General features: G+C 68.6%; 10 protein-coding genes. 4 read left to right on the forward strand and 6 right to left on the reverse strand.

Annotated features, from left to right (window positions below):
* Positions 1-340: 340 nt before the first annotated feature.
* Genes kdpF through kdpC form a run of 4 tightly spaced genes read left to right on the forward strand, consistent with a single transcriptional unit; the run spans position 341 to position 4,866 of the window.
* The gene (gene kdpF, locus CCN51_RS09270; RefSeq protein ID WP_014181833.1) at positions 341-433 is read left to right on the forward strand and encodes a K(+)-transporting ATPase subunit F; all 93 of its coding nucleotides are present in this window, start codon (positions 341-343) and stop codon (positions 431-433) included.
* Positions 430-2,094 (forward strand): potassium-transporting ATPase subunit KdpA, encoded by a 1,665-nt coding sequence (gene kdpA, locus CCN51_RS09275; RefSeq protein WP_014181834.1) that lies wholly within the window; start codon positions 430-432, stop codon positions 2,092-2,094. Before kdpF ends, kdpA begins: the two co-directional genes overlap by 4 nt.
* Complete coding sequence (gene kdpB, locus CCN51_RS09280; RefSeq protein ID WP_014181835.1) at positions 2,094-4,211, forward strand: potassium-transporting ATPase subunit KdpB; 2,118 nt, start codon at positions 2,094-2,096, stop codon at positions 4,209-4,211. The genes kdpA and kdpB overlap by 1 nt, the downstream gene beginning before the upstream one ends.
* Before the next feature lies 1 nt (position 4,212).
* Positions 4,213-4,866, forward strand: coding sequence for a potassium-transporting ATPase subunit KdpC (gene kdpC, locus CCN51_RS09285; protein ID WP_078610778.1), 654 nt, complete (start codon positions 4,213-4,215; stop codon positions 4,864-4,866).
* Here the strand turns inward: kdpC and CCN51_RS09290 are convergent.
* From CCN51_RS09290 to CCN51_RS09315, 6 genes are all read right to left on the reverse strand, one after another.
* Complete coding sequence (locus tag CCN51_RS09290) at positions 4,799-6,811, reverse strand: APC family permease (protein WP_043488202.1); 2,013 nt, start codon at positions 6,809-6,811, stop codon at positions 4,799-4,801. The genes kdpC and CCN51_RS09290 overlap by 68 nt on opposite strands.
* A 157-nt stretch (positions 6,812-6,968) precedes the next feature.
* Positions 6,969-11,465: a fibronectin type III domain-containing protein gene (locus CCN51_RS54255; RefSeq protein ID WP_014181838.1), complete on the reverse strand. Its 4,497-nt coding sequence runs from the start codon at positions 11,463-11,465 to the stop codon at positions 6,969-6,971.
* Between the two features lie 102 nt (positions 11,466-11,567).
* Entirely contained in the window at positions 11,568-12,497 is a 930-nt protein-coding gene (locus CCN51_RS09300; RefSeq protein WP_014181839.1) for a carbohydrate ABC transporter permease, read from the reverse strand.
* Positions 12,494-13,471, reverse strand: a complete 978-nt coding sequence (locus tag CCN51_RS09305) for a carbohydrate ABC transporter permease (protein WP_014181840.1) — start codon at positions 13,469-13,471, stop codon at positions 12,494-12,496. The genes CCN51_RS09300 and CCN51_RS09305 overlap by 4 nt, the downstream gene beginning before the upstream one ends.
* A complete protein-coding gene (locus CCN51_RS09310; protein ID WP_014181841.1) occupies positions 13,464-14,798 on the reverse strand; it encodes an ABC transporter substrate-binding protein in 1,335 nt (444 codons plus the stop codon). Before CCN51_RS09310 ends, CCN51_RS09305 begins: the two co-directional genes overlap by 8 nt.
* Positions 14,799-15,005: 207 nt before the next feature.
* Positions 15,006-15,298: NAD(P)-dependent oxidoreductase (locus CCN51_RS09315; RefSeq protein ID WP_281262459.1), on the reverse strand; the 293-nt coding region annotated here is incomplete at its 5' end.

Raw genomic sequence — 15,298 nt, forward strand, 5'->3', positions numbered from 1 at the left:
TGTCCCATGTGGAGGCGCGGCGCGATCACGCGCTCCGCACTTCCATGGTGCGCTCGCGCGCATACTCACTCGATCGGTCCGAATTGCGGCAGGACACGCCGAGGTCCCCGGCCCAGGCGTCACGGGCGCGCTAACAAGGGGCGTATGCCGGATTTGCTGTTCATCGCGGTCACCGTCGTGGTGTTCGCCGTCATCGGCCTGGTGGCGAAGGGGGTTGGGCGGCTGTGAGCGACGCACGCGCGGCCGCCGGTCCGCACACGACCGCGATGGCCGCACCTCTGCGCCGCGCGGGCGACAGTGACATCAGCCGCTGCCGCGGCGGGGCGAACGGAGAGGCACTGTGAGCGTCGACAACGTCGTCGGGCTCGTCGTGGCCGTGGCTCTCCTCGGCTATCTCGTGCTGGCCCTGATCTTCCCGGAGAAGTTCTCGTGACCGGCGCCCTCGCGGGCTGGCTGCAGATCCTCGCGCTGGTGGCCGCGCTGGCCCTGTCGTACCGGCCGCTGGGCGACCACCTCGCCCACACCCTGACCACCGCCCGGCATCTGCGTGCCGAGCGGCTGGTCTACCGGCTGGGCGGCGTGGACGGCGACGCCGACCAGGGGTGGCCGGCCTATCTGCGTGGCGTACTCGCGTTCTCCGCGGTGTCCGTCCTCTTCCTCTACGGATTCCTGCGGCTGCAGAACCATCTGCTGCTGTCCCTCGGCAGGCAGCCGATGCCCGCGGACCAGGCCTTCAACACCGCGGCTTCCTTCGCCACCAACACCAACTGGCAGTCGTACTCGGGCGAGTCGACGCTGGGCCATCTGGTGCAGATGGCCGGGCTCGCGGTGCAGAACTTCGTCTCCGCGGCCGTGGGCATCGCTGTCGTCGCCGCCCTGATCCGCGGCTTCACCCGGGAGCGGACCGACCAGGTCGGCAACTTCTGGGTGGACCTCACCCGGATCGTGGTGCGGGTGCTGCTGCCGATCGCGTTCGTCTTCGCGATCGTGCTGGTCGCGGGCGGGGTGATCCAGAACTTCCACGGTGTCGAGTCGATCCGGACCGTCGTCGGGGGCCACCAGAACCTCATCGGAGGCCCGGTGGCCTCACAGGAGGCGATCAAGGAGCTGGGCACCAATGGCGGGGGCTTCTACAACGCCAACTCCGCCCACCCCTTCGAGAACCCCAACCCCTTCACCAACTGGTTGGAGATCTACCTCCTGCTGGTGATCTCCTTCTCCCTGCCGCGCACCTTCGGGCGGATGGTCGGCGACCACCGCCAGGGCTATGCGATCGTCACGGTCATGGCCGTGATCTGGGCGGCCTCGGTCGCCGTCGTGACCGTCAACGAGCTGCACAGCGTCAGCAGCCGGGCGGGCCATGCGGCGGGTGGAATGCTGGAGGGCAAGGAGCAGCGGTTCGGCATCTGGGCCTCGGCCCTGTTCGCCGCGCCCACCACGCTCACCTCCACCGGAGCCGTCAATTCCGCCCATGACTCCTACACGCCGTTCGGCGGCGGGATGACGATCTTCAACATGATGCTGGGCGAGATCGCGCCCGGCGGTACCGGCTCCGGGCTCTACGGAATCCTTATCCTGGCGATCATCGCGGTCTTCGTGGCCGGGCTGATGGTCGGCCGCACCCCCGAGTACCTGGGCAAGAAGCTCGGCGCCCGGGAGATGAAGTTCGCGTCCCTGTACATCCTGACCACACCGGCGATCGTGCTGGTGGGCGCGGGCCTGGCCATGGCGCTGCCCGGCCAGCGGGCCGCCATGCTCAACCACGGGCCGCACGGCTTCTCCGAGGTGCTGTACGCCTTCACCTCGGCCGCCAACAACAACGGCTCGGCCTTCGCCGGGCTCGGCGCGAACACCGCCTGGTACAACACCGCGCTCGGCCTCGTCATGCTGCTCGGCCGCTATCTGCCCATGGTGTTCGTCCTCGCACTGGCCGGATCGCTGGCGCGGCAGCAGCCGGTGCCGGTCACGGCGGGCACGCTGCCCACCCACCGGCCGCAGTTCGTCGGACTGCTGACCGGCGTGGTCCTGATCGTCGTCGGCCTCACCTACTTCCCCGCACTCTCCCTGGGGCCGCTCGCGGAAGGACTTCAGTGATGTCCTCGACCACCGCCGAAGCTACGGCGCACCGGGTCTCGGGCGGTCTGCTCGACCCCCGACAGCTGTTCACCTCCCTGCCCGACGCGGTCGGAAAGCTCGACCCCCGGACCATGGTCAGGAACCCGGTGATGTTCGTCGTGGAGGTCGGGGCGGTCCTCACCACCCTCTCGGCCATCAAGAACCCGAGCGTCTTCGCCTGGGTGATCACCGTATGGCTCTGGCTGACCGCGGTCTTCGCCAACCTGTCCGAGGCCGTGGCCGAGGGCCGCGGCAAGGCCCAGGCGGAGACCCTGCGGCGGACCAAGACCGCCACGGTCGCCCGCCGGATCGTCGACTGGCGGCCGGGCGCGCGGCCCTCCGGCGAGGCCGACGGCCAGGCGGCCGGTGGTGCGGTGGGCGAGGAGTCGGTGCCCGCGGCCGAGCTCCGGCTGGGCGACCATGTGGTCGTCGAGGCGGGGCAGATCATCCCGGGCGACGGCGATGTCGTCGAGGGTGTGGCCTCGGTCGACGAGTCCGCGATCACGGGCGAGTCGGCCCCGGTCATCCGCGAGTCCGGGGGCGATCGGTCCGCGGTGACCGGCGGCACCAAGGTGCTGTCCGACCGGATCGTCGTCAAGATCACCTCCAAGCCGGGGGAGACCTTCATCGACCGGATGATCGCCCTGGTGGAGGGCGCCGCGCGGCAGAAGACACCGAACGAGATCGCGCTGAACATCCTGCTCGCCTCGCTCACGATCATCTTTCTGCTCGCGGTCGTCACCCTCCAGCCGTTCGCCGTCTACGCGCACGCCGAGCAGACCATCGTCGTCCTGGTCGCCCTCGTCGTCGCGCTCATCCCGACCACCATCGGCGCCCTGCTGTCCGCGATCGGCATCGCCGGAATGGACCGGCTCGTCCAGCGCAATGTGCTGGCGATGTCCGGCCGGGCCGTCGAGGCCGCGGGCGATGTCAACACCCTGCTGCTGGACAAGACCGGCACCATCACCTTCGGCAACCGCCAGGCCGCCGAGTTCCTGCCGGTCGACGGGGTGGGCGTCGACGACCTCGCGGACGCGGCCCAGCTCTCCTCGCTCGCCGACGAGACCCCCGAGGGCCGCTCGGTGGTCGTCCTCGCCAAGGAGCGGTACGGACTGCGCGCCCGCGACGAGGGCGAGCTGGCCCGCGCCGCATACCTGCCCTTCACCGCCCAGACCCGGATGAGCGGCGTGGACGTCGAAGGCCGACAGGTCCGCAAGGGGGCTGCCGCGGCGGTCACCGCCTGGGTGAACGAGCACGGGGGGCGGCCCGGCGACGAGGTCCAGGGCGTCGTGGACCGGATCTCCGAATCGGGCGGCACCCCGCTCGTGGTCGCCGAGCGTACGGAGGGGGCCGCCCGGGTCCTGGGCGTCATCCACCTCAAGGACGTCGTCAAACACGGTATGCGGGAGCGGTTCGAGGAGCTGCGCCGTATGGGCATCCGCACCGTCATGATCACGGGCGACAACCCGCTGACCGCCCGCGCGATCGCCGACGAGGCGGGGGTCGACGACTTCCTCGCCGAGGCCACGCCCGAGGACAAGATGGCGCTCATCAGAAGGGAGCAGGCGGGCGGCAAGCTGGTCGCGATGACCGGCGACGGGACCAACGACGCCCCGGCGCTTGCCCAGGCGGACGTCGGCGTGGCCATGAACACCGGCACCTCGGCCGCCAAGGAGGCCGGGAACATGGTGGACCTGGACTCCAACCCGACCAAGCTGATCGAGATCGTCGAGATCGGCAAACAGCTGCTGATCACGCGTGGCGCGCTGACCACCTTCTCGATCGCCAACGACGTCGCCAAGTACTTCGCGATCATCCCCGCGATGTTCGCCGCGGTCTACCCCGGCCTGGACAAGCTCAACGTCATGCGGTTGCACAGCCCCACCTCGGCCATCGCCTCGGCGATCGTCTTCAACGCGCTGATCATCGTCGCGCTGATCCCGCTCGCGCTGCGCGGAGTGCGCTACCGGCCGTCCTCGGCGGCGTCCCTGCTGAGCCGCAACATCCGGGTCTACGGCCTGGGCGGGCTCGTCCTGCCCTTTCTCGGCATCAAGCTGATCGATCTCATCGTCCAGTTCATCCCGGGACTGCGCTGATATGCCCGGCCCCCTTCCCCGTACGGTCCGCCACCATCTGTCCGCCCTGCGGATGCTGCTCGTGTTCACCGCCGTGACCGGCATCCTCTATCCCCTCGCCGTCACCGGCGTGGCCCAACTGGCGCTCCCGGACCAGGCGGACGGCTCGCGGATCGAACGCCACGGCAGGACCGTCGGCTCCAGCCTGATCGGCCAGAGAGTCGGACCCGACCCCAAGTGGTTCCGGCCCCGCCCCTCCGCCGGCGGGTACGACCCGCTGGCCTCCGGCGCGTCCAACCTGGGGCCGAACAACCCGGACCTGGTCAAGGCGGTCGAGCAGCGGCGCGCCGCGGTCGCCGGGTACGACAAGGTCGCTCCCGAGGACGTACCGGTCGACGCCGTCACCGCGTCCGGCTCCGGCCTCGACCCGCATATCTCGCCGACGTACGCCTATCAGCAGGTGGGCCGCGTCGCCAAGGCCCGTGGTCTCAAGCCGGCGACGGTGCGCCGGCTCGTCGCCGAACACGTGCAGGGCCGGGTCCTCGGCTTTCTCGGCGAGAAGCGCGTGAACGTCGTCGAGCTCAACGCCGCGCTGGCCGGGGACGCGCTCAGCCGACGTGTACGTGGGGGCGGCGGGTCCGGTCGGGCTCGGCCTCGCGCAGCACCTCGCGGGTGACCGGGGCGACCTCGCCCTGGCCGAACAGGAAGAACCGCAGGAACTGGGCGAAGGGGCTGCCTTCGGTCCACTCGAAGTAGATATGCGGCCGGCACCCGGTCAGGTCCCGCACCTGCAGCAGCAGCGCGGCCAGGGAGTTGGGGATGCTGGAGCCGTCGAGGGTGAGCACCCGGTAGCGCCCGTGCAGCACCTCGCCCCGGACGCGCAGCGCGGATTCGAAGTCGGAGGGGTCGCGGACGGTGACCTCGACGAAGACGAAGTCCTCCTCGACGGGGATGTCGTTGTCCGCCCGGATCTGATGGATCTTGTCGCGGTACTCGGCCGCGTCCCGGCTGTCGGGCTCGTTGGCGATGAACCGCATCCGGCGGGTGGCGGTGTCGCGGACGAACCGCTCGGCCATGGGGTCCAGGTCCACCTCGGTGACGCGCAGCTCGAAGGCGCGGGCCAGCCGGGACAGCAGGGAGACGGCCATGATCCCCGCGATGAAACAGGCACCGATCTTCACACCGTCGGGCCGCTCCACGACATTGACCGCGGTCGTGTATCCGAAGACGGCGGAGATGACGCCGAAGCCGATGGTCCAGCCGCGCTGCCCGGCGCGCCGGGCAGCGATGGTGACGGCGATCGCGGCGGAGGTCATCAGGACCAGCACCCCGGTGGCGTAGGCGCCGCCCTGGGCGTCGACATCGGCGTCGAAGATCCAGGTGACCAGGAAGGCGACCAGGATGAAGACGATGACCATGGGGCGTACGGCACGGGCCCAGTGCGGCGCCATGCCGTAACGGGGCAGATAGCGCGGCATGAGGTTGAGCAGCCCAGCCATGGCCGAGGCGCCGGCGAACCACAGGATGCCGACGGTCGCGGCGTCGTAGACACTGCCGAACCCGGAGCCCAGGTACTCATGCGCGAGGAAGGCGAGCGCGCGGCCGTTGGCCTGGCCGCCGTCCTTGAACTCGTCCTGAGGGATGAGGAGGGTGGTGATGAAGCTGCTGGCGATCAGGAAGACGCTCATGATCACCGCGGCGGTGGTGAGCAGCTTCTTGGTGTCCCGGATCCGGCCCACCGGCCGCTCCTCGGTGTCACCGGGGCCGCCGTCGACATGGGGCATGACGGCCACGCCGGTCTCGAAGCCGGACAGACCCAGCGCCAGCTTGGGGAACACCACCAGTGCCAGGCCGACCATGACGAGCGGATTGCCGTGTTCGGCGGTGAGCGCCTGGGACCAGTCGGTGATCACATGCGAGGCGGTGGCCACATGCCACAGGCCGACCAGCATCACCACCGCGTTGAGCACCAGATAGATACCGACCAGGACCACCGCCACCCCGATGGCCTCCGTGAAGCCCTTGAGGAAGACCGCGCCCAGGAGGGCGACCAAGCCCAGGGTGATGACGACCTCATGGCCGTGCAGGGTGCTGGTGAAATGCGGGTTCTCGACCAGGTGGGTGGAGGCGTCGGCCGCGGAGAGGGTGATGGTGATCAGAAAGTCGGTGGCGGCGAACCCCAGCAGCGTCAGGACGAACAGCTTGCCCTTCCAGAAGGTCAGCAGCCGCTCCAGCATGGCGATGGACCCCTCGCCGTGCGGGCTCTCCTGTGCGACCCGCCGGTAGACCGGCAGCGCACCGGCCAGGGTGACGGCCACCAGCACCAGGGTGGCGATGGGAGACAGCAGCCCGGCGGCCAGGGCGGCGATGCCGGGCTGATAGCCGAGGGTGGAGAAGTAGTCCACACCGGTCAGGCACATCACCCGCCACCATCGCTGACCGCGGTGGCCCTCGGAGCCCTCGGAGCCCTCAGAGCCCTCAGAGCCCTCGGAACCGTTGGAGTCCTGGGTCTGCGTGCCCGGCTTTTTGCCCATATCGGACAGGCCCTTGAGCATCCAGGCGCGGAACCGACTCTCACCCGGCCCCTCCGGAGGGGCTTCCACTGGGGTGGAAGTGGCCATCGTGTACTCCTGTCGCTTCCCAAAACCGAACACACCGCCGAGTGGACGGCCAGATCAGGGTAGACGTGCCCCTCTCCGGCACCCCACGGCGGTGTGGTCGGGCCCGGCGTGTCGCGCCCGCATCACTGCGGGCGCTGCGCGCACGGTGCGCGCGGTGTCACTCCGTGTCGGGCAGCAGATACCAGAACTCGATCTCGGCGAGGTTGCAGCGCCCGTTGTGGCCGTCGAGGACGCGGATCAGCCGGTACGAGGCGCGTTCGGGGAGCTTCACCTCGTACCACTGGGCGGCGGAGATCCCGCTCAGCGTATGCAGATCCGTCCAGGTCTGCCCGCCGTCGTCGGACCCGCGGAACACGGTGCCGTTCGCGCGCAGGATCTTGTCCGCGGCGTCGGTCCGGGGATGAATACGGATCCGGTCGACGGTGATCGGCCCCTTGTCGCCGGCGTCGATGTCGATCCAGCTCTCAGCGGCCAGGGTGTCGGTGTACGTGACGGTGTCGCCGTCGAACGCCTTCCAGCCGTTGGACTCCTTGGTGCCCTTCCCCGGCCACTCGATGGTGGACGCCTGGACCATGCCCTGTGTGATCTCGAACTTGCGCAGCAGTGTGTCCACGGACACCAGCAGCTCATACGCCGCGTACGCGTCGTCGATCAGGGCATCCTGGTCGGCCCCGGCATCCTTCGCCGCCTTCTCGATCCGGTCGAGCTCGGCGGTGAACGCGGCGTAGCTCTTCTTCGTCCAGTCGGCCGCGGGGGTCTTCCGGGCGCGGGCCAGCAGCTGGGCGAGGGTTTCGGCGACGGCGACGGCGGGCTCGGCCGTGGTCCGGCTTCCGCCACCGACGAGGGTGGCCGTCACCTTGTAGAAGCGCTTCCCGTGCCGGAACCCCTCCTCCTTGTGGGCGTAGCCACGGGTGTTCTCGACGGCGTTCTCCCACTTCTCGCCGTCGGTGGAGCGGGCCAGGGTGAAGGCGATCGCGTCGTCGGGCTTGTTCCAGCGGACGGTGACGGTGGACGCGTCCCGCTCGACCGAGACCAGCAGCGCCTGCGCCGACAGGGTCTCCAGCGCCACCCGCGCGAAAGTGGCGTCCCCGGTGGCGGCGAGGCCCGCGTGGACGGCGTACGGCAGCGGTGTGAACAGCGTGCCGACCGTCAGCCAGGTCTCGCCGTCGGGGGAGGTCTGGGCCTGCACCCGGTGGGTGGCGAAGTCCCGGACGAGCCGCAGATACGGGGTCGCGGCCAGGGTCTGGCCGTCGAGCTTGTCGACGATCGGCGAGCGTTTGTCGTCCTGCCAGTCGTGGCGGCTGTCGCGGGTGCGGTTGCGCAGCACGAGATTGCCGTCCCGGTCGGCGCCGAAGAACAGATAGCGGGTGTTCGCGGTGAGCTTGTCGCGCAGCATCAGACCGGTGAGCGAGCCGCGCGCCGTCTCCAGGCGGGCGGTCAGCGTCCAGCTTCCGGCTGCGGGGCGGCTGGCGTAGTGCAGCGCGTCCTCGATGTCCCGCTTCAGCACGTCGTAGTCGTCGCCCTCGCCCAGCCCGTCGCCGTGCGCCCCCAGGACGCGGACCGTGGCGCCGCGTACGGCGGTGCTGCCCGGATGCGCACCGCCGAGCGCGTCGTCGCGCCATCCGGACCTCAGCAGCGCGGGCGTGGCGGGGGCGGGCAGCTCGGCCCGTACGGTGTGCGACGGCAGGCCGGAGCCCTGTCCGTTCACACCGGTGACCGTGTAGTAGTAGGTGACGCCACGCCGGGCGGTGTGGTCCAGGTGGTAGCGGCCGGTGGCCTTCGGCGCGAGCAGCGTGTACGGGCCGCCGGCGCGGGTCGCCCGGCGCACCTCGTAGTGCGTGGCGCCCGCGGTGGTCTGCCACGTGACCGCGATGGCGCCGTCGCCTGGCAGGGTGTGCACGAAGTCGACATGGGCGGGCGGCGCGGCCGTGGCCTCGTCGGAGGAGAGCTTCAGCACCAGACCGCTCTTCGGACCGATCCGCACCGCGCCCCCCACGACCGGCAGTTCCCGGCCGGTGACCAGGTCGGTCACGGTGGAGCCGGTGTGGTCGGCGGGCAGGTCGACGGTGAACGTGCGCTCGTTGCCGTACACCGAGCGCGTGGTGTTGAAGACGAAGAAGTAGCGGCCGTAGCGGGCGGTCAGCAGATCCGGGTAGCCGGAATAGGCGTGGTCGGCCTCGAAGTTCTCGCGGTGGACCGTGCCGACGCCCGGCTGGTAGGTGATCGGCGCGATCTCGCCCGCGAGCGCCTGGGGCGCGGTGGAGTCGCCGGTCTGCTGGTCCTCCATGAAGTCGACGTCGATGTTGTCCATACGGGCCCAGTAGTCCCGGTACTGGAACACCGCATCGGTGTTGAGCTGCACCAGCTGATCGTGGTCGGCGCGGCGCACATGCAGTCTGCCGTTGCGGGCGAAGCCGCGCTGGCGCTCGTTGAGCTGGCCGAACAGATGGGTGTCGCCGTCCCGCAGCGATACGAACATGCAGTCCACGTCCACCCACGCGAAGCGTTCGTAGTCGCTTTTGCGCACCGCGAGCGCGGAGAGCTCCGCGGCGGAGTAGCAGGCGAAGTCGGTGTGCGGATGGACGATGCCGGTGGGCTTCTGGTCCTTGAGATAGGCGTAGGTCTCGCCGAGCTGGAGGTCGTACTTGTTCTGGCCGGCGACCGACGAGAAGGTGTTGAAGTACTGGTGGTCGGCCAACTGCTGCTGTGCGAAGCCGACCGCCTCGCGGGCGTACTTCCGGGTGGCCGCCCAGGCGGAGCCCGCGTACCGCTCGGCGTGGTCCTCGATATGCCGGGCGAGCGACACATACAGCAGGATCTTGCCCTCGGACTGGCGCAGCACATAGCCGGGGAACCCCGGGTAGTTGGCGTTGCGCTCGTCGATGACCATCTCCATGCGCATGATGCGCTTGAGGTCGTTGTCCAGGTCGGTGTGGCGGGCGTAGGAGCGGGCGTGCAGATTGCGCAGCGAGAGCTCAAGGATCCGGTCGTTCAGCTCCTCGTCGCCCTGGTGGCCCCAGGTGCGGTGGAACCACTGGGGGAGGTAGTTGGTCGCCTCGCCGTAGTTGGCCACATAGCCGTTCTCGCGGGTGTGGCCGCTCTCGGTGATGGTGGTGTGGTGCCTGCCCAGCGGCAGCCTGCGCACCACCTTGCCGTTCTTGTCGAGCTTCGAGGTGGCCAGGCCCTTGATGACATAGCGGATGTAGTCCTCGGTCCAGCGGGCCGTGGTGTCGTGGTAGAAGAGCGAGTGGAACAGGTCCAGGTCCTGCCCGTCCGGCCCGACCAGGACCTCCTCGCCGAGAAACGGTTCAAACCCGAGCGCCTCGCCCGCGACGCGGTGGCTGCGCGCCTTGCCCTCGTAGAACTTCGAGCCGATGACCCGCAGCCCCTCGTGGGCCTCCCAGGCACCCTCGAAGCAGTACAGCACCTGGTTGTAGATGTATGACAGGCGGGAGCGGGCGTAGTCGAAGTTGGCCTTGAGGACCCGGCCCCAGGCGGCCCGCCGGGTGAGCCTGCCACCGTCGAAGTCGACGTCCTTGAGGGAGGTCTCGCCCTCCTCGGTGCCGGTGGTGAACCCCTCGTCGAGGAAGGTCTCGAAGGCGTCCCGGCCGTAGACATCGTTGTCGTCGATCAGATTCTCGACGATGTACAGGGCCTGGCCGAGCGCCCCGTAGTAGCCGCCCCAGTCGCCCTGGTGGCCGCCGCGCGCCAGCAGCTTGGTGTTGCCGTAGTAGTCCTTGGTGTGGTTGTCGACGCATTTGAAGATCCGCAGCAGCGCGGCCTTCTTCTCCGCGGCCGACTTCGCCGGACACCAGGTGGCGGTGGCCAGGGCACCGCTGTAGAAGAGCAGTTCGTCCTCGTAGCGGACGATGGACAGCCTGCCGTCGGCGGACGCGTCGATCTTCGCGGAGTGGCTGTCGAAGAGCTTCACCTGACCGGCGACATAGCCGTCGACCAGCGCCTGCTTCTCGCCCTCGCCGAGGTCGGCCACGGTGTCGGTGGGCGGTGTGTAATCGGGCCGCGGCTCGTCGCCGACCGCCAGATACGCGCCGGTATGGGTGTATGCGCGGTAGTAGCCCCGCGAGTCGGCGGTGACCTTGGCGCTGAAGGCGCTGTCGTACGTACGCAGGGTGATCTCGGCCTGGTCCCGGCCGTGGGTGTGCTCGAGCGGCAGCATGACGGTGGCGTAGAAGAAACGGCCCGGCAGCGGGCGCACGGTGCCGATGTTCAGCGCCTCGTAGTCGCCGGAGCGGCGGTAGCCGATCTGCTCGCCGTTGATATACGCGATGGTCTTGTACGGCGAGGTGTCGCCGCCCCAGAACTTCACGGTGAGGTAGTTCTGCCGCACCGGGTCCACCTTCATGGTGAACCGCAGCTCGCCACCCTTGATGTCCGGCGGGGCCAGCGGTTTCGCGACCCGGGCCCGGTCCCCGGCGCGGCCGTCCGCGACCGTGGTGTCGGCCGCCGCGAGGCCGTGTGCCGCCTCGGAGTCCGCGTCGCCGAAGTCGAGCAGGTCGAGGCGGTCGCCGGCGGCCCCGCCCGCCCCTTCGGCGGCCTCGGCGGCGGGCGCGGTGGTCCAGAGGAAGGTGCCCGCGGCCGCGGCCGAGGTGCCGGCGGCCGCGGTGCGCAGCACGGTTCTTCTGCTGATGGGCATGGCGAAGTCGTCTCCTTGCGAATCCTTGCGAATCCTTGCGAAGGGTGAGGTGGGGAGGGTGTTCGGCGTGGGGGGTTCAGCGTGGCGAGTGGCCTCGGGGTGTCACTTGAGGCTGCCGAGCGTGATGCCCGACCGCCAGAAGCGCTGCAAGGAGATCATCAGGACCACCATGGGCAGCAGCGAGACGATCGAGCCGACGACGACCATGCCGGTCAGATCGGTGGAGGTGTCCATCTTGACCTTGAGCCAGGAGTAGAGGCCCAGCATCACGGTCCACTTCTCCTGGCTGCGCAGGAAGATCAGCGGCCCGAAGAAGTTGTTCCAGCTGGCGACGAAGCCGAGCAGAAAGATGGTGGCGGCCCCGGTCGACATCAGACGGACACCGATCTGGAAGAAGATGCGGTACTCGCCCGCTCCGTCGATCCGGGCGGCCTCCAGCAGTTCGGGCGGGATGGCCCCCTCCGCGTACACCTTCGCCAGATAGACGGAGAAGGCGTTGAAGAAGCCGGGCAGGATGATCGCGTAGGGCGTGTCGATCAGCTGCAGGTCGCTGTAGAGGAGGAACGAAGGGATGGTGAGCAGCGCGCTGGGCACCAGGAACGAGCCGATGATGCAGCCCATCAACACGCCCCGGCCGCGGAACTCGTACATCGCGAGCCCATAGCCGCAGGCGACGCAGATCAGTGTCATCCCGGCGGTGCCGACGACCCCGTAGTAGACGGTGTTCCACATCCACCGGATGAAGATGCCGTCCTGGTAGGTGAACAGCTGGTGGAGGTTGTCCCAGAGGTGGATCCGGGAGAACCACAGACCGTTGGAGGTGTACAGATCGCCCTGGCTCTTGGTGGCGGCCACCAGCAGCCACCACACCGGGGCCAGCGAGTAGATGACGAAGAACGCCAGACCGGTGATGACCAGGACCTTGGTGCGCGTACCGTGCCGGACCGCGCCGGGCGCGGTCCGGCGGCGTACGGCGCGCTGCTTGGCGGACGCGGACGCGGATGCGGGCGCGGGCTGGAGTGTCGCTGTCATACGGGGGCCTTGTTGGTGAGTTTGTAGAAGACGGCGGACGCGGCGCCGACCACCAGGGCGAGGATGATGGACAGCGCGGCGGCGTAGTTGAACTCGCCCTGCTGGAACGCCCAGTCGTAGATCGCCATGATCGGGGTGAAGTCGCGGGTCACGGTCTCCGGGGTCATGGTCCGGAACAGCATCGGATCGCTGAAGATCTGCAGGGTGCCGATGATGCTGAGCACGGTGATCAGCACCAGGGACCGGCGCACCAGCGGCACCTTGATCGACCAGGCGATGCGCCACTCGGAGGCGCCGTCCACGCGGGCGCTGTCGAAGATCTCGCGCGGCACGGCCTGCAGCGCCGAGTAGACGATCAGCATGTTGAAGCCGACGCTGCTCCAGGCCACCAGATTGCCGAGCGAGATCCAGATCATCTCGCCGCTGTAGAAGTCCGCGTCGACCCCGAAGAGGGCGAGAAACGGCGTCAGCGGACCCACGACCGGGCTGTAGATATAGATCCAGATCAGGATGGCGACAATGCCCGGAATCATGTACGGGATGAGCAACGGCACCCGGAAGCGGGCGGCCAGGCGGTGGCTCAGCGCATCGAGCAGCAGCGCCATCATCAGGCTGAGAAGCATGATGGTGGGGATGGCCACCGCGGCGAAGAGCGCCACCCGCAGCATCGCGGCCCAGAAGTGGGCGTCCTCCAGGCCCCGCGCGAAGTTGTCGAACCCGGTGAACTCAACGGTCTTCTCACCGAATCCGAGCCCGGAGCTCTGCTTGGAGTAAAGGCTCTCGCGCAGCGCGAGGAGGACGGGGGCCAGGGTGAAGAGGGCGAAGCCGATGAAGAAGGGGGCGGTGAAGGACGCCCCCTTCAGCGCCATCATCCGCCGCCACGGCAGCCTCGGCGGCGCCGCGCCCGGCGCGGGCCGAGGGCCCGCGGCCATGGTCGCGGCCTGCGACGTGTCGGCTATCGACGTGTCAGCCATCGACGTTGATGTTCTTCCGCTTGAGGTCGGCGACCGTCCACTTCTCCATGTGCTCCAGCGCCGCCTTCATGGTGGTCTTCTTTGCGGTGACCTTCGCCCACTGGTCCTGGAGCTCGGCGAACATGCCCGTGTAGTTGGGTCCCGCCACCCAGTTGTCCCGGCCCGCCTTGACGGACTTGAGGATCACGCCGCGCGCCTCGGACTTCCTGGGTCCGAAGAGCTTCTCCGGCACCGCCGAGTCGACCCACGGTGAGGGGTCGGGGATCGCGCCCGGCCAGGTGTACTGCTTGGTGTCCTTCTGGTACGAGGCGTCGGTCGAGTCCTTCGAGGTGTTCAGCCACACCGCGGCCTCGACCGCCTCCTTCACGTGGTCGCAGCCCTTGGGCACGATCAGACCGCTGGTCGGCGAGTGCATCGGGGTGACGAACTCGGTGGCGTCCTTGAACTGCGGCCGGTCCACCGGTTCCCAGTTGCCCAGCGACTTCTTGTACTCGCGCTCGTAGTTCTGCAACTGCCAGGTGGAGGTGGGCAGGGACACCATCTTCCCGGAGTCGAAGTAGTTGATGAGCGCGGGCCTGTCCGTATACGTCTGATGGGCCACCAGGTCGTTGTCGACCAGTTGCTGGATGACATCGGCGGCCTTGAGCGACTCGGGAGACAGGAAGTCAATCTTCCACTTGTCTCCGTCGATCTTGTACCAGGAGCCCCCGGCCTGCTGCACCAGTTCGATGAGGGTGCTCGGGTCTTCACCCGCCAGATTCATGATGTAGATGCCGTGCTTCTTGAACTCCTTGCCCGCGGCGATCACATCGTCCCAGGTCTTGGGCGTCTCGACGCCGTACTTGTCGTACACCTTGCGGTTGATCATCATGAACGGGGGCGTAGCGCCGCCGGGGACCGCGTAGTACTTGTCCACCGCCCGCGCGGAGGGCAGCGCCGACTCGGCGAACAGGCCCTTCTTCAGATATGGCGTCAGCTCCTCCGTCACGTCCTGGGCCAGCCCCTCGGAGGCCAGGGACGGCGCCTCGCCGAAGTTCTGGACCAGACACGGGACGTGTTTCTGGGCGGCGACCGCGTTGCGCAGATTCTGCTGGGTGCCGGGGTTGTCGGCCTGCTTCACAAACTTGAGCTTGATGTCCTTGTGCGTCGCGTTGAACTTGGCGACCACCGGGTCGACGTTCTTGGCCTCGAGCCAGTTCCAGTACTCGATGGTGACCGGGCCCTCGGCCTTTCCGGTCGTGCCGCCATCACCGCCGCCGCAGCCGGTCAGGACGACGGAGAGCACCACCGCCGCACAGGTGGCCACTCTGACCCGCTTGCTGTTCATGGAATCCTCCTGGGGATCCGGGAAAACGGACCGACTACCCATAGAAATCGGTCTCTGTGGAAGCTAGAGGTGGGGGTTCGGTTGGACAAGATGTCGTACGCGGAAATCTTGGAGTATCGGCAACTTCGCTGCTCATGGTCGGTGGTACGAACCAGTAGCTCGCAGTTCGCCAGGGGTTTGGTGTAGAGATCGATTGCTGAAAGGGTCTCAGGCGGCGCGTTCCAGTTCTGTGTGATCCACCTGATGGGCCAGTGGCACCCCGGCCAGCAGCCGCTCCAACTCGCCGACTACCGACAGGCCGAGCCGGCGCACCTCGTTGCCCTGCGACCCCGCCAGGTGTGGGGTGATGAAGACGCCCGGCAGCTCGAAGAGCGGGGAGTCCGAGGGCAGCGGCTCCGGCTCCGTGACGTCGAGGACGGCGCTGAGCCGCGCGGTGCGCACCTCCTCGGTCAGTGCGTCGTGGTCCACCAGGCTGCCGCGCGCGGTATTGATCACTACCG

Source organism: Streptomyces milbemycinicus, assembly GCF_002154605.1.
Lineage (GTDB): Bacteria > Actinomycetota > Actinomycetes > Streptomycetales > Streptomycetaceae > Streptomyces > Streptomyces milbemycinicus.